This window comes from Eikenella sp. NML120348, from assembly GCF_001648435.1.
Taxonomy (GTDB): Bacteria; Pseudomonadota; Gammaproteobacteria; order Burkholderiales; family Neisseriaceae; genus Eikenella; species Eikenella exigua.
This window is the reverse complement of record NZ_LXSP01000001.1, coordinates 318,955-343,945: the sequence shown is the minus strand read 5'-3', so window position 1 is coordinate 343,945 and position 24,991 is coordinate 318,955. Positions and strand designations below refer to the sequence as shown.

24 protein-coding genes are annotated in these 24,991 nt (G+C 57.6%); 9 read left to right on the top strand and 15 right to left on the bottom strand.

Features of this window, described 5'->3' with window-relative positions; genetic code table 11:
* Nucleotides 1-249: 249 nt before the first annotated feature.
* Nucleotides 250-1,083, top strand: a complete 834-nt coding sequence (panC, locus tag A7P99_RS01615) for a pantoate--beta-alanine ligase (protein ID WP_067527671.1) — start codon at nt 250-252, stop codon at nt 1,081-1,083.
* Nucleotides 1,084-1,348: 265 nt separating this feature from the next.
* The gene (locus A7P99_RS01610) at nt 1,349-4,429 is read left to right on the top strand and encodes a DNA translocase FtsK (protein WP_082881514.1); all 3,081 of its coding nucleotides are present in this window, start codon (nt 1,349-1,351) and stop codon (nt 4,427-4,429) included.
* Nucleotides 4,430-4,500: 71 nt separating this feature from the next.
* Here the strand turns inward: A7P99_RS01610 and A7P99_RS01605 are convergent, their stop codons facing one another.
* The gene (locus A7P99_RS01605; RefSeq protein WP_231863700.1) at nt 4,501-5,037 is read right to left on the bottom strand and encodes a TonB-dependent receptor domain-containing protein; all 537 of its coding nucleotides are present in this window, start codon (nt 5,035-5,037) and stop codon (nt 4,501-4,503) included.
* Between the two features lie 43 nt (nt 5,038-5,080).
* Nucleotides 5,081-5,443, bottom strand: a complete 363-nt coding sequence (locus tag A7P99_RS01600; RefSeq protein WP_067446826.1) for an Mth938-like domain-containing protein — start codon at nt 5,441-5,443, stop codon at nt 5,081-5,083.
* A 271-nt stretch (nt 5,444-5,714) separates the two neighbouring features.
* Here A7P99_RS01600 and A7P99_RS01595 point away from each other — a divergent pair, with 271 nt between their 5' ends.
* Both A7P99_RS01595 and A7P99_RS01590 read left to right on the top strand, forming a co-directional pair.
* Nucleotides 5,715-7,019 carry a homoserine dehydrogenase gene (locus A7P99_RS01595; RefSeq protein WP_067527667.1) on the top strand — a complete coding sequence of 435 codons (1,305 nt, stop codon included), beginning with the start codon at nt 5,715-5,717 and terminating at the stop codon, nt 7,017-7,019.
* Nucleotides 7,012-7,416 (top strand): hypothetical protein, encoded by a 405-nt coding sequence (locus A7P99_RS01590; RefSeq protein WP_067446822.1) that lies wholly within the window; start codon nt 7,012-7,014, stop codon nt 7,414-7,416. Before A7P99_RS01595 ends, A7P99_RS01590 begins: the two co-directional genes overlap by 8 nt.
* 210 nt (nt 7,417-7,626) lie before the next feature.
* Here A7P99_RS01590 and A7P99_RS09520 read toward each other — a convergent pair whose 3' ends face one another.
* The 6 genes from A7P99_RS09520 to panB form a co-directional block, all read right to left on the bottom strand.
* Entirely contained in the window at nt 7,627-7,761 is a 135-nt protein-coding gene (locus tag A7P99_RS09520) for a FeoB-associated Cys-rich membrane protein (protein WP_003783835.1), read from the bottom strand.
* Nucleotides 7,761-9,623 (bottom strand): ferrous iron transporter B, encoded by a 1,863-nt coding sequence (locus tag A7P99_RS01585; protein WP_067686281.1) that lies wholly within the window; start codon nt 9,621-9,623, stop codon nt 7,761-7,763. Before A7P99_RS01585 ends, A7P99_RS09520 begins: the two co-directional genes overlap by 1 nt.
* Nucleotides 9,624-9,804: 181 nt before the next feature.
* On the bottom strand, nt 9,805-10,092 hold the full coding sequence (locus A7P99_RS01580; RefSeq protein ID WP_067446818.1) for a FeoA family protein: 288 nt from the start codon (nt 10,090-10,092) through the stop codon (nt 9,805-9,807).
* Nucleotides 10,093-10,394: 302 nt separating this feature from the next.
* On the bottom strand, nt 10,395-10,814 hold the full coding sequence (locus A7P99_RS01575; RefSeq protein WP_082881513.1) for a hypothetical protein: 420 nt from the start codon (nt 10,812-10,814) through the stop codon (nt 10,395-10,397).
* Nucleotides 10,815-11,018: 204 nt separating this feature from the next.
* Nucleotides 11,019-11,741 carry a DeoR/GlpR family DNA-binding transcription regulator gene (locus A7P99_RS01570; RefSeq protein WP_067527665.1) on the bottom strand — a complete coding sequence of 241 codons (723 nt, stop codon included), beginning with the start codon at nt 11,739-11,741 and terminating at the stop codon, nt 11,019-11,021.
* Nucleotides 11,742-11,971: 230 nt separating this feature from the next.
* Nucleotides 11,972-12,766, bottom strand: a complete 795-nt coding sequence (panB, locus tag A7P99_RS01565; RefSeq protein WP_067446814.1) for a 3-methyl-2-oxobutanoate hydroxymethyltransferase — start codon at nt 12,764-12,766, stop codon at nt 11,972-11,974.
* 138 nt (nt 12,767-12,904) lie between these two features.
* Here panB and A7P99_RS01560 point away from each other — a divergent pair, with 138 nt between their 5' ends.
* Nucleotides 12,905-13,588: an SIMPL domain-containing protein gene (locus A7P99_RS01560; protein WP_067686278.1), complete on the top strand. Its 684-nt coding sequence runs from the start codon at nt 12,905-12,907 to the stop codon at nt 13,586-13,588.
* Nucleotides 13,589-13,691: 103 nt separating this feature from the next.
* Here the strand turns inward: A7P99_RS01560 and A7P99_RS01555 are convergent, their stop codons facing one another.
* On the bottom strand, nt 13,692-15,071 hold the full coding sequence (locus A7P99_RS01555; RefSeq protein WP_067446810.1) for a phosphomannomutase/phosphoglucomutase: 1,380 nt from the start codon (nt 15,069-15,071) through the stop codon (nt 13,692-13,694).
* Between the two features lie 153 nt (nt 15,072-15,224).
* Entirely contained in the window at nt 15,225-16,976 is a 1,752-nt protein-coding gene (locus A7P99_RS01550) for a VWA domain-containing protein (protein WP_231863699.1), read from the bottom strand.
* A gap of 213 nt (nt 16,977-17,189) precedes the next feature.
* Between A7P99_RS01550 and A7P99_RS01545 the strand changes: the two genes are divergently transcribed.
* The 4 genes from A7P99_RS01545 to A7P99_RS01530 all read left to right on the top strand — a co-directional run bounded on the left by A7P99_RS01545 (nt 17,190) and on the right by A7P99_RS01530 (nt 19,820).
* Complete coding sequence (locus tag A7P99_RS01545; protein ID WP_067446807.1) at nt 17,190-17,687, top strand: pyridoxamine 5'-phosphate oxidase family protein; 498 nt, start codon at nt 17,190-17,192, stop codon at nt 17,685-17,687.
* Between the two features lie 12 nt (nt 17,688-17,699).
* Nucleotides 17,700-18,140 carry a TIGR01244 family sulfur transferase gene (locus A7P99_RS01540; protein ID WP_067527659.1) on the top strand — a complete coding sequence of 147 codons (441 nt, stop codon included), beginning with the start codon at nt 17,700-17,702 and terminating at the stop codon, nt 18,138-18,140.
* 298 nt (nt 18,141-18,438) lie between these two features.
* Nucleotides 18,439-18,858 carry an NfeD family protein gene (locus A7P99_RS01535; RefSeq protein ID WP_067446803.1) on the top strand — a complete coding sequence of 140 codons (420 nt, stop codon included), beginning with the start codon at nt 18,439-18,441 and terminating at the stop codon, nt 18,856-18,858.
* Nucleotides 18,858-19,820 (top strand): SPFH domain-containing protein, encoded by a 963-nt coding sequence (locus tag A7P99_RS01530; protein ID WP_023886699.1) that lies wholly within the window; start codon nt 18,858-18,860, stop codon nt 19,818-19,820. Before A7P99_RS01535 ends, A7P99_RS01530 begins: the two co-directional genes overlap by 1 nt.
* Before the next feature lie 488 nt (nt 19,821-20,308).
* On the opposite strand, the gene A7P99_RS01525 is transcribed toward A7P99_RS01530, so the two are convergent.
* The 5 genes from A7P99_RS01525 to A7P99_RS01505 all read right to left on the bottom strand — a co-directional run bounded on the left by A7P99_RS01525 (nt 20,309) and on the right by A7P99_RS01505 (nt 24,916).
* Complete coding sequence (locus tag A7P99_RS01525) at nt 20,309-20,938, bottom strand: tetratricopeptide repeat protein (RefSeq protein ID WP_067446800.1); 630 nt, start codon at nt 20,936-20,938, stop codon at nt 20,309-20,311.
* Nucleotides 20,939-22,231, bottom strand: coding sequence for a histidine--tRNA ligase (hisS, locus tag A7P99_RS01520; RefSeq protein WP_067446798.1), 1,293 nt, complete (start codon nt 22,229-22,231; stop codon nt 20,939-20,941).
* Between the two features lie 108 nt (nt 22,232-22,339).
* Entirely contained in the window at nt 22,340-22,981 is a 642-nt protein-coding gene (gene bioD, locus A7P99_RS01515) for a dethiobiotin synthase (protein ID WP_067527657.1), read from the bottom strand.
* A 63-nt stretch (nt 22,982-23,044) separates the two neighbouring features.
* The gene (gene bioA, locus A7P99_RS01510) at nt 23,045-24,352 is read right to left on the bottom strand and encodes an adenosylmethionine--8-amino-7-oxononanoate transaminase (RefSeq protein ID WP_067446794.1); all 1,308 of its coding nucleotides are present in this window, start codon (nt 24,350-24,352) and stop codon (nt 23,045-23,047) included.
* 39 nt (nt 24,353-24,391) lie between these two features.
* Nucleotides 24,392-24,916, bottom strand: coding sequence for a hypothetical protein (locus tag A7P99_RS01505; RefSeq protein ID WP_156499661.1), 525 nt, complete (start codon nt 24,914-24,916; stop codon nt 24,392-24,394).
* Between the last annotated feature and the right edge of the window lie 75 nt (nt 24,917-24,991).

Genomic DNA, 24,991 nt, shown 5'->3' with positions numbered 1-24,991 from the left:
ACCCATTTTAGGATTTTCAGGTAGCCTGCTTCATATCTGGCATATTTTTCAGGTAGCCCTCTCATGCTCAGTCTACCTGAAATTTTGAAGCACATAAGCCGCATTACATAAATACAAACAAGCCATCCACGCTCTATGCTGTACCCCATAATGAAGGCTACCTACAACTCCACCACCTGTTTTTCAGGTAGCCTCTCCCAGCATGGCGGAGTATACTGCGCCGCATTTTATTGATAGGGCAAACCAGCCATGAAAATTATCCATACCATTCAAGAACTGCGCGACTGGCGCCGCGAAGCCGGCAGCGTGGCATTCGTGCCCACCATGGGCAACCTGCATGAAGGGCATCTGGCCTTGGTGCGCGAAGCGGCCAAACGGGCAGACAAGGTGGTGGTAAGCATTTTTGTCAACCGCCTGCAATTCGGCCATGGCGAGGATTTCGACCGCTACCCGCGCACGCTGGAGCAGGATGCCGCCAAACTGACTGGCGAAGGCGTAGCCGTACTCTTCGCACCGAGCGAACAAGAGCTGTATCCGCACGTGGCTCAGCAATACAACGTGGAGCCGCCCCATCTGCAAAACGAGCTGTGCGGCGCATTCCGCCCGGGGCATTTCCGCGGCGTAGCCACCGTGGTGACCAAGCTGTTCAATATCGTTGAACCCGATTACGCCTGCTTCGGCAAAAAAGACTACCAACAGCTGGCCATCCTGCAAGGCATGGCTGCCGATTTGAATTTTCGGGTGGAAATCGTGCCAGTGGACATCGGCCGCGCTGCCGACGGCCTGGCGCTCTCCAGCCGCAATCAATACCTGAACGAAGCCGAACGAAAACAGGCTCCGCAGCTCTACCGCGAATTGCAGGCCATTGCCCGCGCGGTGGAAAACGGCAATCGCGACTACGCCGCGCTGGAACAACAGGCAGCAACAAACCTGAAACAGACCGGCTGGCAAGTGGACTATGTGGAAATCCGCCACGCAGGCAATCTTCAGGTAGCCCATGTTGGCGATAGCGAACTGGTGGTGTTGGCCGCCGCACGTTTAGGCAACACACGCCTCATCGACAATATCGAAATCCACCTTTGATATTCCAAAGAAGTAAACCGTTTGGTTATCCCCCTCCGCCCGCAATATGCGGGCGGAGATCTTTGTAAAGCCTTAGATTTGAGCAACAATCAAAGTGCCAGCATCACAGAACGCGCAAACATATCATACAGATAGGCAGGCCATCGGGAAGCACATCACGCAGAAATGCGCCAAAGTCGAGTTTTTACCCAGGCCACAAGGTTTAATTTCGGCGGGAAACACGTTAAAATACCTACCTTTGCGCCAAATTCGGGAGCCGCTGTTTATGTTTTTAGTTTTTCTGCTGATTCTGTTGTTGGCCGGCATCGCCGTGCTCTTGTGGTGGCGTGCGCGTGAAGAGCGCGAATGGCTGCTGGAGTTTACCTATCTCAACCGGCACCAAAACAACAAGCAATCCACTGATACCGAAGCGGAAAACGCCCCGCAGCAGCAGCCTGCCCGCCCCAATGTGCTGCCGCAGCGTACACAAACCCAAGTGAAGCTGCACTATCAAAAAGTGCAAGACGAATTGCAGCGCAAAATCGAGTTGCTTGCCGGCGGCGTAAAGAAAAAAGCGCGTCGCCGCAACGTGAGCGAAAACCAAGAAGAGCTGCCGATTTTCAGTCCCACCGAAGAAGAAACAGCCGCCGCGGAAGCTGCCTTGCTGGCAGAAACCGCCGTTGATGCGACTCCTGAACAGGTTGACAACACTGATAGCTCCCACACAGCCGAAACCGAAACCAATACCGCCGCCGAGCCGGAAATCCACGATTTATCCGCTCCCGATGACGATTTGCCGGTAATTACCGAAGCCGAAGCCACCCGCCACAGGCTACCTGAAAGCATCGAACACGAAGAAAGCCAACCCGAGCCGAGCATCATTTCCCTTTCCGAAGCCACGCGTATGCTGCACAAAAACGAAGTAGCCGAAGCCAAACCGCTGGAACCCGTGGTGCTGAACTGGCCGATTAAAGCCCCCTCCCCCACCGCCGAGCCGCGCGAAGAAATCACGTCGGCCGATCCCGCTGTGCAGTATGTGCGCGAAAAAATCCAAGCCCATCTGCCACCCGTGGCCGAGCCTGTGCCTGAAAAACCTGCCGAAGAGCGGCACACCATCAGCCCCGACGACATCCGCAACAACCTTCTGCGCCAGCGACTGCGTGCGCGCCGGCAGCCCCAGCCCGCCCCCCAACCGGCCATTGCCCCGCAGCAGCCCGATTTGCCGGTAATCAATGAAGAAGAAATCTTGGCTAATCTGGCTAAAACCGATGCCCCGGCCAATCGCCAGCGCAGCCGCTTCAAACGCCAAACCGTGCGCGAGAGCGTGATTCCCGCCGCTGCGCGCGTGAACCACAGCCAGGGCGCACAAGTGCCGACGGCTATGCCGCCCCAGCAGGCTCAGCCGCTGCCAATATCCACCCGCTTTACCCCTTTCAATCATGGCGCTGCGCCCGAAAGCCCTGACGCCCCGCCCGCTGAGGAGGAGTCGGCGCTGCCCGCCGAACAACCGCCGATTTTTTTCCCGCAAAGCACCGTTGAAGACAGCCCGCCTTGGAGCTTAACTGAAACTGTGAGCGACGATACCGCTGAAACGTATTCAGACACCGCCGACCAAGTCGGTATCCAGCATCACTTCCGCCCCGACCTCTCGCTCACCGAACAAGCACCGGCTGCCGAACCCGCCATCGAATTCGATAACGGCAACGAATGGCAGCAGGTCTTGGAGCAAGGTGCAGCCGAAACTCAGGCGCAAGCCGCGTGGGCAAACCCTACTCCCACTGCCGCGCCCGGCATCCCTCCCCTGCCCGACCTGCCGCCGCAGCCCACGCCGATTTCGGCCGTTTCCGCCATATCGTATGCCGATTTCGGCCACTATCATGTGCCGATGAACGAGCTGCTCCTGCCGCCGCAATACGATAATGAAGCCACTCTCAGCGAAGAGCAGCTGCTGGACAACAGCATCAAAATCGAAGAAAAACTGGCCGAGTTCCGCGTGAAAGTAAACGTGGTGGATGCTTATGCCGGCCCGGTGATTACCCGCTACGAAATCGAGCCCGATGTAGGCGTGCGTGGCAACTCGGTGATTAACCTGGAAAAAGACCTTGCCCGCTCGCTCGGCGTGGCTGCCATCCGCGTAGTGGAAACCATCCCGGGCAAAACTTGTATGGGCTTAGAGCTGCCTAATCCCAAACGGCAGATGATTCGCCTAAGCGAAGTATTCAACTCACCGGTGTTTGCCAAAAGCAAATCTAAGCTCACCCTCGCGCTGGGTCAGGACATCACCGGCCAGCCGGTGGTAACCGACCTCGCCAAAGCCCCGCACCTCTTGGTAGCCGGCACCACCGGCTCGGGCAAATCCGTGGGCGTGAACGCCATGATTTTATCGCTGCTGTTCAAGGCCACACCCGACGAAGTGCGCATGATCATGATCGATCCGAAAATGCTCGAGCTCTCCGTGTACGAAGGCATCCCGCACCTGCTCGCGCCGGTGGTAACCGACATGAAACTTGCTGCCAACGCGCTCACCTGGTGCGTGAACGAAATGGAAAAGCGCTACCGCCTGATGAGCCATGTGGGCGTGCGCAACCTCGCCGGCTACAACCAGAAAATCAAAGATGTCACCGTCCGCGGCGAACGGCTGGCCAACCCCTTCAGCCTCACCCCCGACAACCCCGAGCCGCTCGTCCGCCTGCCGCACATCGTCGTGATCGTGGACGAATTTGCCGACCTGATGATGACTTCCGGCAAAAAAATCGAAGAGCTGATCGCCCGCCTCGCCCAAAAAGCCCGCGCTGCCGGCATCCACCTCATCCTTGCCACCCAGCGCCCCAGCGTAGACGTGATTACCGGCCTGATTAAGGCCAACATCCCCACACGCATCGCTTTTCAGGTAGCCTCCAAAGTGGATAGCCGCACCATCATCGACCAAATGGGCGCAGAAAACCTGCTCGGTCAAGGTGATATGCTCTTCCTACCGCCCGGCACCGGCTACCCGCAGCGCGTACACGGTGCCTTCGTGGCCGACAGTGAAGTGCAGCGCGTGACCGAATACCTCAAAGGTTTCGGTGCGCCCGATTATGTGGAAGACATCCTTACCTCCGGCGTGGGCAGCGACGATTTGTTCAGCAATGCCAACAGCGGCAGCGGCAACAGCGGCCAAGACCCCCTGTTTGACGAAGCTGTCGCCATCGTTTTGCGTACGCAAAAAGCCACCATTTCCTCCATCCAACGCCACCTGCGCATCGGCTACAACAAAGCCGCCACCCTGGTGGATCAAATGGAAGCCGAAGGCATCGTCTCCCCTGCCGATACAAATGGTAAACGCACCATCCTCGCTCGGCCGGATCATTTAGACGACGGTGCATAGGGTTGAATAAGCTGAATAAAGGCTACCTGAAGTTTCAGGTAGCCTTTTTCATGTTGCGTTGAATAGATTACTTAACAATCAGCCTTTAAAACGAATAGCGGGCGTTGAAGAAGAAGTGGTTCATTGTAGGTACCGGCGGCGCGCAGGATGGTTTTATTGAACAAGTTGTTCACCCCGGCACACAGGCTGACAGTATCTCTCCAGTTGTAGCCGACGTTGAGCCCGAACACGTCGTAGCTGTCCAATTCGTGTTCCTTCAGCTTGCTGCCGCCGTTTTCGTAGTACACGTCGATGAATAGGGTGGGCCGAGAGCCGATTTTTTGGCGACTGTAGTGGGTGTAGGTGGCGTTTAAGTCCCATTCGGGAGTAATTTGCCAGTTGAGCGCGCTGTTGATGGTGTATTTGGGCACGATCGATACGGGATTACCGTAGAACTTCTCTTCATTACGCTGGAAATAGGTAAAGTTGGTGCTGAAGTTCAGCTTGTCGGCGCTGAGCGGCGGGGTTACGTTGCCTTCGAAGCCGGCGAGTACTACCTTGCCACGGTTGCCCCATTGCTGCACATCGGTGTAAGTAGATAAATGGTTTGCAGGTAGCCTTCTGTGCACTATGAGTGCTACCTGAAAATTCTGCGCTATCTTGCTTGCTGTGTTACAGCCACAGCCATGCCCATACTCGGCGGCCTTCGCTTTGCAGCAAAAGATAGGTGCGCACGACGGCGGCGGTGGGCATGCATTCCACGCCGATGCCGCTTGCAGCAGCGGCAATGCGTGGGTGTAAAAACTGTTGCCGCTCGCCGGTGCCGATGAGGATCACTTCGGGCTGGCTTGCGGCGGCGCGGGCAAGGTCTGCGGCTTGCAGTTCGGCTGCGGAGGGAAGGTTGACGGTTTGCACGCTGCCGCTGCCGTCAAGCAATACGGCTTGGCGGTAGATGTGGCCATCGATTTCGATTTGGCCGCGTTGATAGTGGCCGATGTGGCAGGCGGAAGCGGGCTGGTGTTCTTGAATCAGCATAATTTGTTTGTGTTTGAATGGGTTGGAGGCTACCTGAAAGCATAGGCTGCAAGGAGATTGAAACGCTTGGCTTTGAGGCAGTGTGGTTAAAAGTGTAAGTGTTTCTATTAAAAGGTGTAAAAAGCGGGGTTTTCAGCTAAGATAGCGGCTTTCTGTCCGCTTTCGGATTTTATTGTTTATCAGCTTGGCTGCCCGTATGGTAGGCCGGCATGTTCAGAGCAAAACGGCAAATTGGCACTCGGCACAGCCGTAATCATAACAAGGAATCAGCATGCAACCAGTCAGAATCGGCATCTTAGGGATGGGCACCGTCGGCAGTGGTACGGTCAAACTGTTGGCAGAAAACGTGCAGGAAATCACGCGTCGCCTGGGGCGGGAGGTGCGTATCAGCATGGCCGCCAGCCGCAACACTGGCTGCATCCGCAAATTATGTCCGCCAGATACCATAGTGTCAGACGATGTGTTTCAGGTAGCCCGCAGTGCGGATGTGGATATTGTGGTAGAGTTGATTGGCGGAACGGATACGGCACGCGAAGTGGTGCTGTGTGCCATCGAAAACGGCAAACACGTGGTTACCGCCAACAAAAAACTGCTGGCTGAATACGGCAATGAAATTTTCGCACTGGCGGCGGGAAAAAACGTGATGGTAATGTTTGAAGCAGCAGTGGCCGGCGGCATCCCGATTATCAAAGCCCTGCGAGAAGGCCTGGCCGCCAACCGTATCAAATCGGTGGTTGGCATCATCAACGGTACTAGTAACTTCATTCTGAGCAATATGCGCGCCCACGGCAGCCCGTTTGCCGAAGTGCTCAAACAGGCACAGGAGCTGGGCTACGCCGAAGCCGACCCGACTTTCGACATCGGAGGCCACGATGCGGCGCACAAGTTGAGCATTATGTCTGCGCTGACCTTCGGCACGCCGATTAATTTCCAACACTGCTACTTGGAAGGCATTAACAAGCTGGAAAGCCAAGACATCCGCTACGCCGAAGAGCTGGGCTACCGCATCAAGCTCTTGGCCATCACCCGCAAAACCGAAGAAGGCATTGAATTGCGTGTACATCCCACACTCGTGCCCGAATGCCGTCTGCTGGCACAGGTGGAAGGTGTGATGAATGCTGTACTAGTGCAATCAAACATGGTGGGTGAGACCCTGTATTACGGCGCTGGCGCTGGTGCAGCCCCCACCGCCAGCGCCGTGGTGGCCGACATCATTGATACCGCCCGCCTAATTCACGCTGCCAACGAACAGCGTGTGCCGCCTTTAGCCTTCCGCAACAACGAAGAGCTGTCCGTGCTGCCGATAAACGAAATCACCAGTAACTACTACCTGCGTGTATCGGCACAAGACAGACCTGGCGTGGTGGCCGATATCGGCCGCATCCTTGCCGAACAGGGCATCTCTATCGAAGCTCTTCTACAAAAAGGTGTAATCAATCACGAAAATGCCGAAATCGTGATTCTCACCCACCAGTCTAAAGAAAAGCACATCAAGGCCGCTATCGCCAAAATCGAAGCGCTAGAGCACGTTTTCCAGCCCGTGATGATGCTGCGCATGGAAAGCCTGCATGGCTGAGATTCAAGCCGATGAATCCGACCGCCACAAACGCTGCCCCCTCATCGGTTGGAATGTGGTAACGGTGGTGTTGACACTCACCTTTGCCCTCATACTGCGCTTCTATGCGCCGGATAAGGACGGCATCAGCTGCCGCATCGTGGAAGCCTGTCCAAAATATACCCGCCGTACCGCAATGGCAAGCCAACTTGGCCAAAACGGCCTTGCCGGCCAAAGCGAGCGCGTGCTTGAACCCTACTGCTGCTGCCTGTGGGAAGAGTCGGTGCAAAAACTCAGCACGGAAGATCTCCGCAGCCTGCCGAAGCTTTCACCGAAACAGCAGTTGGACAAACTCGGCGGCAGCGAAGTCTTCCTGCAACGGCAAGAACAATGCCTGGTTATGCATACCGGGCGTTGAAAATGAGAGCTTGGCCAGATTAAAGGCTACCTAGAAGATTCAAGTAACTTTTTTAAGACGGCAAGCTGCCCTTATAAAAATGTGTTCTTAACTACAGCAGAAGGCTACCTGAAATTTTTCAGGTAGCCTTCTTACCACAAACACCCTGCACTCTACCCATCTAAAATGCAGGCTGCTTTTCCTTACATCAAAATCAACTAAACAACAATCTTACCCACAGCCCCCGCATTTCCCACATCCACTGCTGCAATCGTGTTTCGTTTTTTTCGGTTTGAACACAAACTTCCGCAGCAGGAAGAACGCGCTGGCAAGCATGATGAGGGCGACGATAATATATTGAAGCATCACAAAATCCTTGAACTAATTTGGTAAACAACGAAGGCGGCGAGGTAGGCGAGCGCGAACATATAGCCGGCGATGATGGCGGTTTGTTTCAGCGATTTGGTTTCGCGCCTAATCACGGCCAAAGTGGCGGCGCACATGGGAGCATAGACATACCAGGCCAGGAAGGCGAAGGCGGTAGGCAGGCCCCAGTTGCTGTGGACAATGGGAATCAGCGCGTTCTGCACTGCGTCTTCGGACGACGCGCCCACGGCATACACCGTGCCCAGCGCGGCGACGACCACTTCGCGTGCGGCGATGCCCGGAATCATGGCGATGCACATTTCCCAAGTGAAGCCCAGCGGTGCGAACAGCGGCTGGATGGCGTGGCCGATCATACCGGCCAGGCTGTAATCGATTGCCGCGCCGGTTGCGCCTTCGGGCGGCGCAGGCCAGCTCACCAAGCCCCACAGAATCACGGTCAGCGCGAAAATAATCGTACCCGCGCGTTTCAGGAAGGCTTTCACCCTGTCCCACAGGCTGGTCAGGATGTGTTTGAAGTTGGGTGTACGGAAGGTGGGCAGCTCCATCAAGAGCGGGAATTGCTGTACGTTGCCCTTAATCCGCGCCAGCCGTTTCATGAGGTAGGCGGCGAGTGCGGCGGACAGGATGCCTGCAATATAGAGGACGAACAGCGTCAGCCCTTGCAGATTGAATATGCCGAACACGGTTTGATTGGGGATGACGGCGGCGATAATCAGCGCATACACGGGCAGCCGCGCGGAGCAGGTGAGCAGCGGGGCGACGGCGATGGTGACCAGCCGTTCGCGCGGGTCGTGGATGGTGCGGGCGGACATCACGGCGGGCACGGCGCAGGCGAAGCTGGACAGCAGCGGGATGAACGAACGGCCGGACAAGCCGCTTTTCGCCATCACGTTATCCAGCAAAAACGCGGCGCGCGGCAGGTAGCCCGAGTCTTCCAGCAGAAGGATGAAGGCGAACAGGATGGTAATCTGCGGCAGGAACACCAGCACGCTGCCCGTGCCGGCAATCACGCCGTTCACGATTAAATCGTTCAAAATGCCCGGCTGCATATTGGCGGCCACCCATTCGCCCAGCCAACCGAAGCCGCCTTCGATGGCTTCCATAATCGGCGCGGCCCAGGTGTACACCGCTTGGAACACCATAAACAGGATAACCATCAGCAAAACCACGCCCCACACGGGGTGCAGCACGATTTCGTCCAATTTTTTGTGCCAGGCGGGCAGGGTCATTTCCGTGCGCACCACTTGCGCCAAAATGGATTCGACTTCGTGATAAAGCGCGTCGCTGTCCAATTCGTCCAACGTGCGTTCGGCGGAAGCGGGGTTGGCGGGAAACGAGCGTTTGCGCGGCAACTGCGCCACGGCTTCGCGCACCGCCTGCACGCCCGACGCGCTCACGGCCACGGTTTCCAACACGGGCACGCCCAAAAGTTCGCTCAATTTGGCCGCGTCGATATTCAACCCGCGCCGTTGCGCCACATCGCTCATGTTCAGCGACACCACCATCGGCAGTTTCAGCGTTTTCAGTTCCAAAATCATGCGCAGCGTCATGCGCAGATTGGTCGCGTCGGCCACGGCAATGATGGCATCGGGCGGAATGCCGAGTTTGCCCACGGCCACGTCTTTCGCCACCGCTTCGTCGGGGCTGGTGGTGCGCAGGCTGTATGTGCCGGGCAAATCGACAATACGCACGGCTTCGTCGTCCAAAAACGCGCCTTCGCGCTTGTCCACCGTTACGCCCGGATAGTTGGCCACTTTGGCGTGCGCGCCGGTCAGCCCGTTGAACAACACGGTTTTGCCGCAGTTCGGCGCACCGATGAGGGCGAAATAGCTCAGTTCCATCGTATTTCCTTTTTGATTTTCTCGATTTTTCTTCTGTCTGCCGCGTGCAGGCTGCTTTTTCATAGCGGATGAAAATAAAAATGAGGCAAGGCGGCAACGGTTGCCGTGTACGGAGAGTACATAAAAGCGTTGGCAACGCCGTATCATGGCAATTTTAATCCGCTATATTTTCAGGTAGCCTTCAAGGTGCAGGCTGTTTTTGTTCCGCATCGACCAAATGGCACATAATCTTCCCTGCCTCATCGTGCCGCAGCGAAAACTGCGACTGGTTGCCCAGGCGCACCGCAAACGGCCCGCGCCCGAAGCCGCCCACGGCAATCACCTGCAAAGGCATGCCGCCGGAAAAACCCAAATCCGCCAAACGGCGCGATACCAAGGCATCGAGTTCGCCGAACACGGGATTGGGGACAATGGAATCAATATGCGCAACCGCGCCTTTGCGCAGCTGGGAGAGTGGAGTGGTGGACATAGTTGGGCTTTCTGGAGTGGAGTTAGGAGGCCTAGAAAGAAATTGTTTTGATTATTCCTTGCCTAGGTTTACTGTGATAATAAATCTTAATTAATATAGAACTCAAATTGGAAACTGCTATCATTCTAGTTTTATTAAGTAAATTATTGTGCCAAATCAAAAAAGAATGATTTTCCTGGTCAAGGCAAGATGATTTGATATGAAAGGCAAAGCAAAAAGGCTTCCTGAAAACGCAATGCAGCAAAATTTCTGCGAAGCTAAATTTTCAGGTAGCCTTTTTCCTATTCAAATTCCGGCTATGCTTATATCGGTTTTTTCTTCCGATAATACCGCCGATACACTATCCAGCCATACCCCACCAGCACTGGCAGCGCCGCGAAGATCAGCTTAAACGTCCAGCCCGCATACCAAGGCAGGGCTGAAACCGCAGCCGCTGCATCCTGCTGCAACAAGCCCACCGGCAGCGATTGCTCGCCGCGGGCATCGAAATACGGCCACCAGCAAGCTGCCAGCAGGCCGAGGAGGCAGGGCCACAGCCAAGCTGCGCGGTTGCGTTGCCACAGCAAAAACGCCGGCAGCAGCACAATCAGCGTGAGCACCGCCACCAGCAGCGCGGTTTGCCCCTGTGCGCCGAAATAGGATGCTGCCGCATAAGTCAGCACCACGAACAGCGCACCCAGCACTGCCATAATCACTTCTTCCGGCCTTTTCAATATCGACATGGTGTGTTCTCCGTAACAAAATCAATTTAAGCAAAATATACTGCAAAGCTGGTACAGCCGCCAGTTTCTTGCCGCGTGAATACCTTTTTTTCAATCATCAAACGGCATTTTCGCTTTATTCAAGCTTGGCGTTCAGAGCCGTATCGGCTTAATCAAAGGCTACCTGAAAATTTATGCCGAACCTCTTTCAGGTAGCCTGCCGCCCTATTCTTCTCCTTCTTTGGCCGCCAAATGCCAGCGCACGCCCGCGTCGTCCAGTTTTTTGCACAGGCTGGCGCTGGGCGGCTCGTCAGTAAACAGGGCGTGAAATTCGGTTACGTCGCCTATGCGCACCAAGGCGTTGCGGCCGAATTTGCTGTGGTCTACGGCCAGGTAGCAGTGGCGGGCGTTGGCCATCATGGCCTGCATCACGCTCACTTCTTTGTAGTCGAAATCGAGCAGCGAGCCGTCGGCTTCGATGCCGGAGGCGCCAAGGATGGCGTAATCCACTTTGAATTGATTGATGAAATCGATGGTGGCTACGCCGGTGATGCCGCCGTCCACCGGCCGCACCACGCCGGAGGTGATGATGACGGTGTAGTCCGGCCGGCCGGACACGATAGAGGCAACGTGGATATTGTTGGTGATGATGCAGAGGTTTTTATGGTTTTTCACCAGCGCCAGCGCCACGGCTTCGATGGTGGTGCCGATGCTCATAAACAGGGAAACGTTGTCGGGGATGTGCTCGGCAATCAGGTCGGCAATGTGGGCTTTTTCGCTTTGCAGCTTGTTTTTGCGCGTGTCGTAGTCTTCGTTTTGCACGCTGCTGCCGGGCGCGGCGCCACCGTGGTAGCGGCGCAGGATATTGTGTTCACACAAAACGTTGATATCGCGGCGGATGGTTTGCGGGGTCACGTTTAGGCTGCGCGCCAGCTCTTCCACCGACATAAAGCCGTGGTCGTGCACAAGCCGGGCAATTTTCTGCCGGCGGGGGTGCGGTGCAGCATGGTTGCTCTATCTTCTTTGTTGATTAAAAATTGGAATGGTTTGGCTAAGGTTTTCAGGTAGCCTTTTGGCTCAATCGCGAGGCTACCTGAAAATAATAACAAGACAATCCGAATTCAGCTTGGCAAAAGCGGCGCTGCGCTTTCAGGTAGCCTCACTTTATTTAGCCTGCCTCAAGCTGCAAAGGTATGCTCTGGCGCGGGATAGGTTTTCTCCTTCACTTCGCGCACATAAGCCGATACCGCCGCCTGAATGCTATCCCGCCCCTGCATGAAGTTTTTCACAAACTTCGCCGTTTGGCCGGGGAACACGCCGAGCATATCGTGCATCACCAGCACTTGCCCGTCGCAGTCCACTCCCGCGCCAATACCGATGGTGGGGCAGGCCAGCGTTTCGGTAATTTGTTTGCCCAAAGCAGCGGGCACGCACTCCATCAGCACCACTGCCGCGCCGGCTTTCTCGTGCGCCAGCGCATCGTTCAGCAGCGCCTGCGCCGCCACATCGCCCTTGCCCTGCACCTTATAGCCGCCAAACACATGCACCGACTGCGGCGTGAGCCCGATGTGCGCGCACACCGGAATGCCGCGCAGCTGCAGAAACTCGGTGGTTTCCGCCATCCAGGCGCCGCCTTCCAGCTTCACCATATGCGCCCCTGCCGCCATCAATTCGGCCGCAGCGGCAAAAGCCTGCTCCTTACTCTGCTGGTAGGCACCAAACGGCAAATCGCTCACGATCAGTGCATTGCTGCTGCCGCGCGCCACCGCCGCCGTGTGGTAGCACATATCGGCAAGGCTCACCGGCAGGGTGGATTTCTGCCCCTGCACCGTCATGCCCAGCGAATCGCCCACCAGCAGCATATCCACCCCCGCCGCATCCATCAGCGCGGCAAAGCTGGCTTCGTAGCAGGTGAGCATGGCGATTTTCTCGCCCTCGCGCTTCATTTTGCGCAAAGTGTTCACAGTAATCACGGCATTTCCTTTTCACGATCAGATGGCGCGCAAGGCTACCTGAAAACCTTGGCGCAGGCAAACCCGAAGTGTTTTCAGGTAGCCTTCGGCATAGCTGTTCCCTATAATCACCCTGCCCCAACCAACAGGAAAACGCTTATGAAAACAACCGCCCTCCTCCTGCCCGCGCTGCTGGCCGGACTCAGCCTGGCTCCCGCGATAGCCGAACCGCTCAACTACAACCTGCTCAAATTCAGCGAAACCGCCAGCCGCACCGTGCCCAACAACTGGATGACCGTGCGCCTGAAAGTTTCCTTCACCCACGCCAATCCCGCCCAGGCTGCCGCCGAAACCACACGCCGCTTAAACATCCTGCAAAGCCGCGCCCGCCGCCTCTCCGGCGCAGAAGTGAAGCTGGAAGGCCGCCACGCCTACCAAAGCTACCGCAACGGCGCACGCCCTTGGGAAGACATCGCCATCTTGCGCGTTTCCGGCAGCGATTTCCAAGCCATCGGCAAGCTGATTGCCGAAAGCAGCAACGAAGCCGCCATCAACGGCATCGGCTTCTCGCTCAAGCCGGAAAGCCGCCGCCAAATTGAAGAAAGCCTCGCCATCGAAGCCCTGCAAAACTTCCGCAAACGCGCCGACACCCTCAGCCGCAGCATGGGCGGTAGCGGCTACCGCGTGGTGGAAGTATCGTTGCAGCAAAACGAACAATCCCTGGCCGTTCCCGCGATGGCACGCGCCGCTGCCTATGAAAAAGCAGGCAGCCCCGAGCCCGTGTTCGACAGCCCGGGCAGCAGCACCGTGCAGCAAACCGCTAACGGCACGATTCAGTATTAAATACCAATAGACCCTAGCCAGCGTGTGCCTAAAACGATCAGGCTACCTGAAAACCAAACCGCACCGTATTGCCACGGTGCGGTTTGCTTTATCCGGCTCGGTTTCACAACGGCCACTGCAAGCCGCCGTGTTGTTCCACCAGGGTTTTGAACTGCGCCTGTATCCGCGCCAGCGCGGCCGGGTTGTCACCCTCGAAGCGCAACACCAACACCGGCGTGGTGTTGGAAGCGCGCAGCAGGCCGAAACCGTCAGCAAATTCGGCGCGCAGGCCGTCGATGGTAATCAGCTCTTGCAGGCCGTCGAACCGGGCGGCCTGAGCCAAATCGGCAATCAATGCGTGGCCATCAGCGCCTTCGGGCAGGGCGATATTCAATTCGGGGGTGGACACGCCTTCCGGCAAGGCTTCCAGCACGGCGCTGGGATTGGGGCTGGCTGAAAGGATTTCCAGCAGGCGCGCACCAGCGTAGAGGCCGTCGTCGAAGCCGAACCAGCGTTCTTTGAAAAACACATGCCCGCTCATTTCGCCCGCCAAAAGCGCGCCGTGTTGCTTGATGGCGGCTTTGATGAAGCTGTGGCCGGTTTTGCTCATCACCGCTTCGCCGCCGTGCTGCTTAATCCACGGCGCCAGCAGGCGAGTGGATTTCACGTCGTAAATCACTTTAGCGCCGGGGTTGCGCCCGAGCACGTCTTGCGCAAACAGCATCAGCTGGCGGTCGGGATAGATGATGCTGCCGCTGCGGGTAACCACGCCGAGGCGGTCGCCGTCGCCGTCGAAAGCAAGGCCGACTTCGGCTGCACCGGCCTGCACGGCACGGATAAGGTCTTGCAGATTGGCGGGCTTGGCGGGGTCGGGATGGTGGCTGGGGAAATGGCCGTCCACTTCGCAAAACAGCTCCTCCACTTCGCAACCCAGCGCACGATACAGCCGCCCGGCAAACGCTCCGGCCACGCCATTGCCGGCATCGACGGCGACTTTCATCGGCCGCTGCAGTCGGATATGGCCGGCGATGTGCTGGATATATTCGTCTGCCACATCCAAACGGCGCACGCTGCCTTGCGGGCTACCTAAAACAAAATCCTGCGCTTGAATGATGCCGCGCAACTCTTGAATGCTTTCCCCGGCCAGGGTATTGCCGCCAAGCATCATTTTGAAGCCGTTGTAATCGGGCGGGTTGTGGCTGCCGGTAATCATCACGCCACTGCCGGAGCAATGCTGCACGGCGGCGAAATACAGCATGGGCGTGGCCACCATGCCCACATCGGCCACCTCCAGCCCGCCAGCGGTGAGCCCGCGCATCAGCGCCGCTTGCAATGCCGGGCCGCTGAGCCGGCCGTCACACCCTACGGCAATCTGCCGCAGGCCTTGCCTGGCAGCACGCGTGGCGATGGCGCGGCCGATTTGCTCGGCAGTCTCTTCGGTGAGGGTTTGGCCAACGATACCGCGGATGTCGTATGCTTTGAAAATGTTTGGGGAAATGGGCATGGGGGTTCCTTTGGGGTTGGAGTAAGAGGCTACCTGAAAATATAGGAGCAAACAGAAAATCGCCCTACAACATGCTTGCAGGGCATGAGTATTCAACCTACCAGTTTTAATTTTCAGGTAGCCTTTCCAACCAGGCAAAGGCTACCTGAAACCTTACTGCGGCTTGCTGCTCAGCTGTTGTGCTTTTTCAATCAGCTGTACAAACTGGCGGCGCAGGCCGTGGCGGTCGGGGGATTGGGCGTTGCGAGCGAGCTCAAGGGTTTGCGGCCAGCCGAAGTTGCCGCTGTATTTGCCGCCGCGCAAGAGTTCGCCGAAGGCGGCTGCAGCCACGGCTTGGCGGGTGGCGTTGCTGCCTTGGGCGAGCGGTTTGCTGCCCACGACCACGGGGCGGTTGATGAGGATGCTGTTGCTTTGGCCGGGCAGTTTGTAGCGCAGGTTGATGAAGGCGTATTCGCTGGCGGCTTTATCGTTGGCGGCGGGCGCGGCTTGGTAGCGGCTTTCCGGCAGCCAGCCGGTTTGCCCGGCGGGGATGATTTCATACAACGCGGTAACGTTGTGGCCGGCGCCGATGTCGCCTGCGTCCACTTGGTCGTTATTGAAGTCTTCGCGGGCGAGCATGCGGTTTTCATAGCCGATCAGGCGGTATTCCTTCACAGTGGCGGGGTTGAATTCCACTTGGATTTTCACATCTTGCGCCACGGTGGCAAGCGTGGAGGAGAGCTGGCGGTGCAGCACTTTCTGCGCTTCTTCGGGGCTGTCGATGTAGCTATAGTTGCCGTCGCCGGCATCGGCCAGCTGTTCCATCAGCCGTTCGTTGTAGTTGCCGCTGCCGAAGCCGAGCGTGGTAAGCGAAATGCCGCTTTTGCGTTTTTCAGCCACCATGCTGCGCAGGGTGCTGAAATCGGTGATGCCCACGTTGAAATCGCCGTCGGTGGCGAGCAGGATGCGGTTGATGCCGTTGCGGATATAGGCGCGCTGGGCGGCTTGGTAGGCCTGTTGGATGGCATTTTCGCCGGCGGTGGAGCCGCCTGCCTTCAGGCTGTCGAGCGCGGCGAGGATTTTCTGCCGCTGGTTGCCCGGGGTGGGCGGCAGCACGACTTTGTTGCCGTCGGCATAGGTAACGAGAGTGATGCGGTCTTGGGCGCGGGTTTGGTGCGCGAGGGTGCAGAGGGTGTATTTCACCATCGGCAGTTTGTCGCGGCTATACATGGAACCGGACACGTCCACCAGGAACACAAGATTGGCCGGCGGCAATGCAGCTTGGCTCACCTCTTTGGCCTGAATGCCGATGCGGATCAGCTTGGCGCCGCTGCGGAAGGGGGAATCCACGGTTTCGGTGTGCACGGCGAAAGGTTTGCCGTCGGCAGGCTTGGCGTAGCCGTAGTCGAAATAGTTGATGATTTCTTCAATGCGCACGGCATCGGCGGGCGGCAGGCGGCCGCTTTGGGTGAGGAAGCGGCGGATGTTGGCGTAGCTGCCGGTGTCCACATCAATGCTGAAGGTGGAAACGGGCTGCTCGGCCACGGCGTGCACGGGGTTGGGCTCATAATGGCCGTAGCGCTCGGTGTTTTGGCGTGACGGGGCAGCCGCGCCCGCATTCACCATCCTCTTCTCGCTATTAATTATGCTATATGAGCCTTCGGAGCCTAAATCGGCTGTCGCCTGCACTGCGGGCGCAGCTGAAGGCGCTGCTTCATATGAAGTCACAGAATGGTTCTTCACCGCTGCCTGCGGCATGGCGCGTAAGCTGAAGCGGGCACTTCGGGATTCATAATAATCCGGCTGTTCGTCCAAATAACGCGAACAGGTCTGATGAAGGCGCTGGGCATTGTCTGCCAGCGCGGGCAGGGCGGATACGGATAATAAGGCGAGCAAAATGGTGCGGGCAAACGGCGGTTTGTGCATGGCAACCTCCTTAAGTAAGCAGACATAGAAAACAGCTGCCATTATATAGACGCCCACGCCGCCTGCAAACCAAGTGCTGTGCCCTGCCGCCGCTCTATTTTCAGGTAGCCTCCAAGCTGTTTGAGCCCAGCATTCAGGCGTGGAATTTGGTATCATTCCCCTGTGAGCGGCTACCTGAAACCGGCTTGCCTAAGCTTAACGGAGGAGAAAATCATGTCTTTCAGAGAAATGAAGCACGCAAACCAGCAGCTATCCAACAAAGAAGCCATCGCCATTTTGCAGCGCGGCAAATCCGGCGTACTTGCGCTGCACGGCGACAACGGTTATCCCTATGCCGTGCCGATCAGCTATGTTTACCACGAAGGCAAAATTATCCTGCACGGCGCGCCCGCAGGCCATAAACACGAACTGCTTGCGCACGACAACCACGTTTCCTTCTGCGTGGTGGATCTCAACGACATCGTGCCGCAGGAATTCACCACTTATTTCCGCAGCGCCATCGTGTTCGGCACGGTACGCACCGTTACCGACCCCGCCGAAAAACAGGCCGCACTCGAAGCCGTGGGGCACAAATACTCCCCCGACCAAAACGGCCTCCTACCCTATATCGGCAAACATTTTGATTACGTGAAAGTGATGGTTTTAGAAATCGACCACCTCACTGCCAAAGAATCCATCGAGCTCGTCCGAGCCAAACCAAACCATTCATAATCAAGGAAAACCATGTCAAACCAAGCCCCCTTCCCCACCCTTGCCCCCGGCCTGTTTGTTTCTCCGCAAATCAGCCGCCAAGACATTCTCGCCGCCGCTGCCGCCGGCGTGCAAACCATCATCTGCAACCGCCCCGACGGCGAAGAGCCCGGCCAGCCCAGCTTTGATCAAATCCGCCACTGGGCGGCCGAAGCCGGTATCCGGCACGTTATTCACCAGCCCATGCTGATGCCGCAAATCGATGCCGCCGCTGCCGCACAGTTTGCCAAACACCTGGCCGACCACCCCGCGCCTGCCCTCGCCTACTGCCGCAGCGGCACCCGCAGCAGCTTCTTGTGGGCCATGGGGCAAGCCGCCCAAGGCGCAGACCCGCGCCAACTGGTGCAAACCGCCGCCGCTGCCGGCATCGACCTTACTGCCGCCCTGCCCCGTTTGCAGGAAGTACAGGCATAGGCTGAGCTGGTCTGTACAATATTAACTTCGGTGCAGCTGAGCTTTTCAGGTAGCCTTACCAACCATCCAAAGGCTACCCGAAACGAGTGAAACAGCGTTTCTACAAAGCCAACGCCTCTGCTTCAACGAAAAGTTGAAACCCGGCCAAAAGTAATAAAAACTTTGAGCAGGCCGTTTTCAGGTAGCCTCATCCGGCAGGCTAAAGGCTACCTGAAACTACCTTAAACAATGTCTTGGTATAGCCCAAGCAGAGTTTCAGCAAAGCTCAAGCCCCAACCACACAAGAAAGGAGCAGCTCATGCGCTATTGGTATTGGTTTATCGCCGCAGCCGCCCTGTTCGTTCTCGAAATGTTCAGCGGCACGTTCTACCTGCTGGTGGCCAGCATCGCCCTGCTCGGCGCAGGCGTGGCCGCCTGGTTCGGCGCGGGCAGCGGCGTATCGCTGCTGGTGGCCGTGCTGCTTTCCGCGGCCGGTATCGCCGCCGTATACCGCATCCGGCGCAACCGCCGCGCCCACGCCGCCGATGCTGAAGGCGATTTGGACATCGGCAACACCGTGCTGCTGCACCAGCCCCAATCCGGCAGCCTGTGGCTCGTGCAATATCGCGGCACCTATTGGCAGGCCGAAGCCCCCTTCCCTGCGCAGGCCGGGCAAGCCGCGCGCATCGCCGGGAAATCCGGCAATATCTTGATTTTGCAACCTCTGGAGGAAAACTGATGGATATCGTTACCCTGGCAATCCTATTTGCCGTTATCGTTGTATTCGGCTTTAAAGCCTTCACCGTCGTGCCGCAGCAGGAAGCCTATGTGGTGGAGCGGCTCGGCCGCTTCCATGCCGTGCTCAACCCCGGCCTCAACTTCCTCATCCCCTTCCTCGACCGTGTGGCCTACAAACACCTGCTCAAAGAAATCCCGCTCGATGTGCCCAGCCAGGTGTGTATCACCCGCGACAACACCCAGCTCACCGTAGACGGCATCATCTACTTCCAAGTAACCGACGCCAAACTCGCCTCCTACGGCTCCAGCAACTACATCACCGCCATCACCCAGCTTGCCCAAACCACCCTGCGCTCCGTCATCGGCCGAATGGAACTGGACAAGACCTTTGAAGAGCGCGACGACATCAACCGCACCGTGGTCGCCTCGCTCGACGAAGCCGCCGTATCTTGGGGCGTGAAAGTATTGCGCTACGAAATCAAAGATCTCGTGCCGCCGCAGGAAATCCTGCGCGCCATGCAGGCGCAAATCACCGCCGAACGCGAAAAACGCGCCCGCATCGCCCAATCCGAAGGCTTGAAAATCGAGCAAATCAACCTTGCTTCGGGCGAGCGCGAAGCCGAAATCAAAAAATCCGAAGGTGAAGCCCAAGCCGCCGTCAACGCCTCGCAAGGCGAAAAAGTGGCCCGCATCAACCGCGCCCAAGGCGAAGCCGAAGCCCTGAAACTGGTGGCGCAAGCCAGCGCCGACGCCATCCGCCTGGTGGCCGACGCCATCAACCAGCCCGGCGGCAACGAAGCGGTTAATCTGAAAGTGGCCGAACAATACGTAGACGCCTTCGCCAAACTGGCCAAAGAAGGCAACACCCTGATTATGCCCGCCAACGTGGCCGACATCGGCAGCCTCGTCTCCGCCGGCATGAGCATCATCAAAGGCCAACAAGGCAAAACGCCTGCGGCTTGATTGGTACGGAATGTACAAAGGCTACCTGAAATAGTTTTAGGTAGCCTTTGTTTGCAGAATAAAGTTGCTCGGTATTAGCTTTGGTAAGCCTCCAAACCATCCAGACATAGTTTCAGGTAGCCTGTATTCACTTCCGCGCAGGCAATATGTTATTCAAGCTACACGCTACCTGAAACCCAAAAGGCTACCTGAAACCCAAAAGGCTACCTGAAACCCAAAAGGCTACCTGAAACCCAAAAGGCTACCTGAAACCCAAAAGGCTACCTGAAACCCAAAAGGCTACCTGAAACCCAAAAGGCTACCTGAAACCCAAAAGGCTACCTGAAACCCAAAAGGCTACCTGAAACCCAAAAGGCTACCTGAAACCCAAAAGGCTACCTGAAACCCAAAAGGCTACCTGAAACCCAAAAGGCTACCTGAAAAAACGGCTGTTGCCGGCGATGGGTTTTCCATCCGCCGGCAACAGCCGTTATGGGCTTTGGCCTGCCTTAGTTCAGCTGGTCGATTTTCAGCTGTATGAACTCGCGCCCTTGGTCGTCTTGGGGCAGTTTGTCCATCGCCTGTTTGTAGGCGGCGGCGGCTTCGCTGCGTTTGCCTTGGGCGGCGTAAACATCGCCTTTGGTTTCCAACAAGATACCAGCGTAGGCTTCATCGGTATTCATGCCGAGGGTGGCGATGGCTGCGTCGTATTTCTGCTGTTGCAGCTGAACGGTGGCCAGGCGCTGGATGGCCATGGCGCGGATGAGCGGTTCTTGGTGGTATTTGAGCACCCAGTTCAGGTGGCCGGCGGCTTCGTCGTATTTGCCTTGGTCGAAGGCGGCACCGGCCTGCATCAGGGTGGCTTGGGCGGAGGAAACGCTGGTCGGATATTGGCTTTGCAGTTGAGTGAGCAGTTTGGCGGCTTCGGCAGGTTTGCCGGCCTGCTGATTTTCTGCCCACTGGTCAAACACGGCCACAGCTTCGTTGCTCACGTTGCGCTGGTGGCTGCGGTACATCACCCAGCCAAAGTAGCCGATGGCGGCCACCACGAGCAGGGCAAACAGCCAGCGCCCCCAGCTGCGCCAGAAATATTTGAAGTTTTCAATTTCTTCTTGGTCTTTTAAATCGTAAACAGCCATTTAGCGTATCCATTCGTTTAATTGTTGAAGCAAATCGGCAGCAAGCACGCTCACTTGGCCGCGCCCTTGCTGCATATCTTTGAGGCTGGCTTTGCCTTCGGCCAGCTCGCCTTCGCCCACGATCAGCGCCACTTTGGCGCCGAAGGCGTCGGCTTTTTTCATTTGGGCGGCCAGTTTCTGACTGCCGGAATGTTGCAGCACGCTGAAGCCGGCGGCGCGGGCAGCGGCGGCATACTGCATGCTGGGCAGCAAGGTATCGCCGCCTTGGTGTATCACATAAATATCGGGTGCGGCATCGGCTTGCAGACTGCCGTATTCGTGTACCAACAGCAGCAGCCGCTCCACGCCCATGGCAAAGCCGATGGAGGGGGCGGGTTTGCCGCCGAGCTCTTCAATCAGGCCGTCGTAGCGGCCGCCGCCGCACACGGTGGCTTGGGCGCCGAGTTTGTCGGTGGTCCATTCGAACACGGTTTGGTTGTAGTAGTCCAGCCCGCGCACGAGGCGGTGGTTTTCCACATAGGCAATGCCCAAACCGTCGAGCAGGGCTTTGAAACCGGCGTAGTGGGCGCGGGAGGCTTCGCCGAGATAATCGGCCAAGCGCGGGGCGGCATTGCAGATTTCCTGCAAATCGGGGTTTTTGCTGTCCAGCACGCGCAACGGATTGGTGTGCATACGGCGGCGGCTGTCTTCATCCAGCGCGGCTTCGTGCTGTTTCAGGTAGCCTACCAAGGCGGCGCGGTGGGCGGCGCGTTCTTCGCGGTTGCCCAGGCTGTTGATTTCCAAAGTCAGATATTGGCTGATGCCGAGCTCGCGCCACAAATCGGCGCACATGGCGATGATTTCGGCATCGATATCGGGGCCTTCAAAGCCCAGCGCTTCCACACCCACTTGGTGGAATTGGCGGTAGCGCCCCTTCTGCGGGCGTTCGCGGCGGAACATGGGGCCCATATACCACAGCTTCTGGCCGCCGTTGTACAGCAGATTGTGCTCCACCACGGCGCGCAGGCAGGAGGCGGTGCCTTCGGGGCGCAGGCTGAGGCTGAGGGTGTCGTTGGAGTCGGCAAAGGTATACATTTCTTTGTCCACCACATCGGTGTCTTCACCAATGGAGCGCACGAAAAGGCCGGTTTGCTCCACGATCGGGGTGCGGATTTGGCGGTAGCCGAAGCGGTGCGCCCATTGGCCGATGCGGTTTTCAAAGGCCTGCCAGAAGGCGGCGGTGAGCTTGAAATCTTTCTGCTCCACCGGCAAGAGGTCGTTCATGCCTTTTACGGCTTGGATTTTTTGTCCCATGATTCGGTTTGGGGAGAGGGGTAAACGAAAATGCGGATTATAGCGGATATGTGGGGGTTCGGGCTAAAGCTGTGTGCAAGGCTACCTGAAAAATGCTGCGAACGGTTTTCAGGTAGCCTCTGCCAACACCGTCCATTCCGCCTCGGGGAAATGCTGCTGCAGATAATCACGCAAATAGCGTTCGGTTTCCGCGCCGATTACGGGGTCGGGCGCGGGATAGCAGTTGTACACCAGCCGGTGCACCGGCAGGCCGGCATGGCGGGCAGCGGCAAGGCTGAGCAGGGTGTGGTTGATGCTGCCCAGGCGGCCGGATGTAACCAACACCAGCGGATAGCCGCGTTCGGCGGCAAAATCGAGCAGGGTTTGCTCGCGGTTTAGCGGCACCATCAGCCCGCCCGCCCCTTCGAGCAGCACGGTGTCGTAGCTTTGCAGCAGGGTTTGGGTGGCTGCATCGATGGTTTTCAAATCAATGGGGCGCTGTTCCTGCTCGGCAGCCAAGTGCGGCGAGCAGGGGTAGGCAAACACATAGGGGCAGGTGCTGCCGTTGCGGTCGTGTTCGGTGAGCCCGATGCCTTGCAGGCGGCGGTGGGTTTGGATGTCTTCGGCGATGCCTTGACAGCCGGTTTGCACGATTTTTTGGGTAATCACACGGCGGCCGGCAGCGGCCAGCTCTTTGGCATACAGGCCGGTGGCGATGCTTTTGCCGATGCCGGTGTCGATGCCGCTAACAAAATAAACCAGTTTCTGCATACTGTTCTCCTCTCTGCAAACAGGCTACCTGAAAATTTCAGGTAGCCTTCAGTGCGTGTAGCATTATTCGGACTGCGGCCATGCTTCGCCGTATTCCTCCGCCACTGCCGCCAAGGTCTGTTCGGCCAAGAAATCCAATTCCTGCTGGCTGATCACAAACGGCGGCATCAGATATACCAGCCGCCCGAACGGCCGCACCCACACGCCCTTTTCCACCAGCTGCGGCTGCAGGGAAGCCGTGTTGACCGGCTGCGCCATCTCCAACACCCCAATCGCGCCAAGCGCCCGCACTTCGCGCACGCAACGCCATTGCGCCGCCGCAGCCAGCTTACGCCGCAGCGTTTGCTCGATATTGGCCACCCGCTGCCGCCACGGGCTTTCCCGCAGCATCGCTACGCTCTCTGCCGCCACCGCGCAGGCCAGCGGGTTGGCCATAAAGGTGGGGCCGTGCATAAATGCGCCCGCTTGGCCCCGGCTGATGGCCGCGGAAATTTCCTCGGTGCACACCGCCGCCGACAAGGTGAGATACCCGCCGGTGAGCCCCTTGCCCAGCAAGATAATGTCCGGCACCACGTCGGCATGCTCCAAAGCAAACATTTCGCCGCTGCGGCCAAAGCCGGTGGCGATTTCGTCAAAAATCAGCAGCACGCCGTATCGGCTGCACAATGCCCGCGCCTGCCGCAGGTATTCGGGATGGTAGAAATACATTCCGCCCGCCCCCTGCACCACCGGCTCTAAAATCAGCGCCGCCAATTCATCATGTTTTTCTGCCAACAAGTTTTCCAACGGGCGGATACTTTCCGGCTGCCATTTGCCGTGGAACGGGCTGGCCGGTTGCGGCAGGAAGTACTGCACCGGCAGGCTGCTCGAAAACAGGCCGTGCATGCCTTCTTCCGGATCGCATACCGACATGGCATGCCAGGTGTCGCCGTGATAACCGGCGCGGATGGTGGCGAAACGGCAGCGTTTACCCCGCCCCACGGCCTGCTGGTATTGCAGCGCCATCTTCATCGCCACTTCCACCGCCACCGAACCGCTGTCGGCATAAAATACTTGGTTGAGGGCCGTCGGCAACAATTCCAGCAGCAACTGCGTGAGCCGCACCGCCGGCTCGTGGGTGAGCCCGCCGAACATCACATGGCTCATCTTCGCCAATTGTGCGACGGCCGCAGCGTTGAGGCGCGGGTGGTTGTAGCCGTGCAGCGCCGCCCACCAAGAAGAGGTGCCGTCCACCAGCCGTTTGCCATCGGCCAGCTCGATGCTGCAACCTTCCGCCCGTGCCACGGCGTACACCGGCTGGGTGTTGGGCATGGCGGCGTAGGGATGCCAAATGTGGCGGCGGTCGATTTGCGTGAGGGTTTCCCAATTCATGATGAGGCTACCTGAAAAATATCGGGCTGGCTTGCCCGCTTATGACATCGAATCAAATCCTTCAAACACGGCCTGGCGCGGCGCGGCACGCAGGGCGGCGGTGGCAGCGGATTCGCGGGTGAGGTTGAACCAGACTTCGTCTAGCGAGCGGCCGATTAAGAAGGGCTCTTCCCTGAAATCGAAAGCATAAATATCGAATTCGTCTTGGCTCGGTCGGCTTTCAATATCCCAAAACAGATAAGTGCCGGATTCGCTTTTGGCAAAAAACTCCATCCTGGCCATCAGGCAAACGTGCTGCGCGGAGAAAAAGCCTTCGTATTCGTCTAAATCAGCGATATAGGTAGATTTCACGGCTGCACTGGCCTGCTGCCAGGAATCGCAATATTGCGGATTGGCTGGAATGTGGACGAGATAGTTGCCCAGCGAACGACCCCAGCCATATTGCGTGGCAAAGCGCTGGTAGGATGCGGAGAAGCCCCGGCCGTTGGCAAAGCGGAAGTTGGCCAACTCGTTGGGATCGCCGAATATTTTGGCCGGTTTTAACACCAGCAGCTTGGTTTCCATACCCTATCTCCGTTTTCGCCATGATTGAGGCTACCTGAAAGTATTCAGCTTCTACATTCTCACGGCATTGAAGCG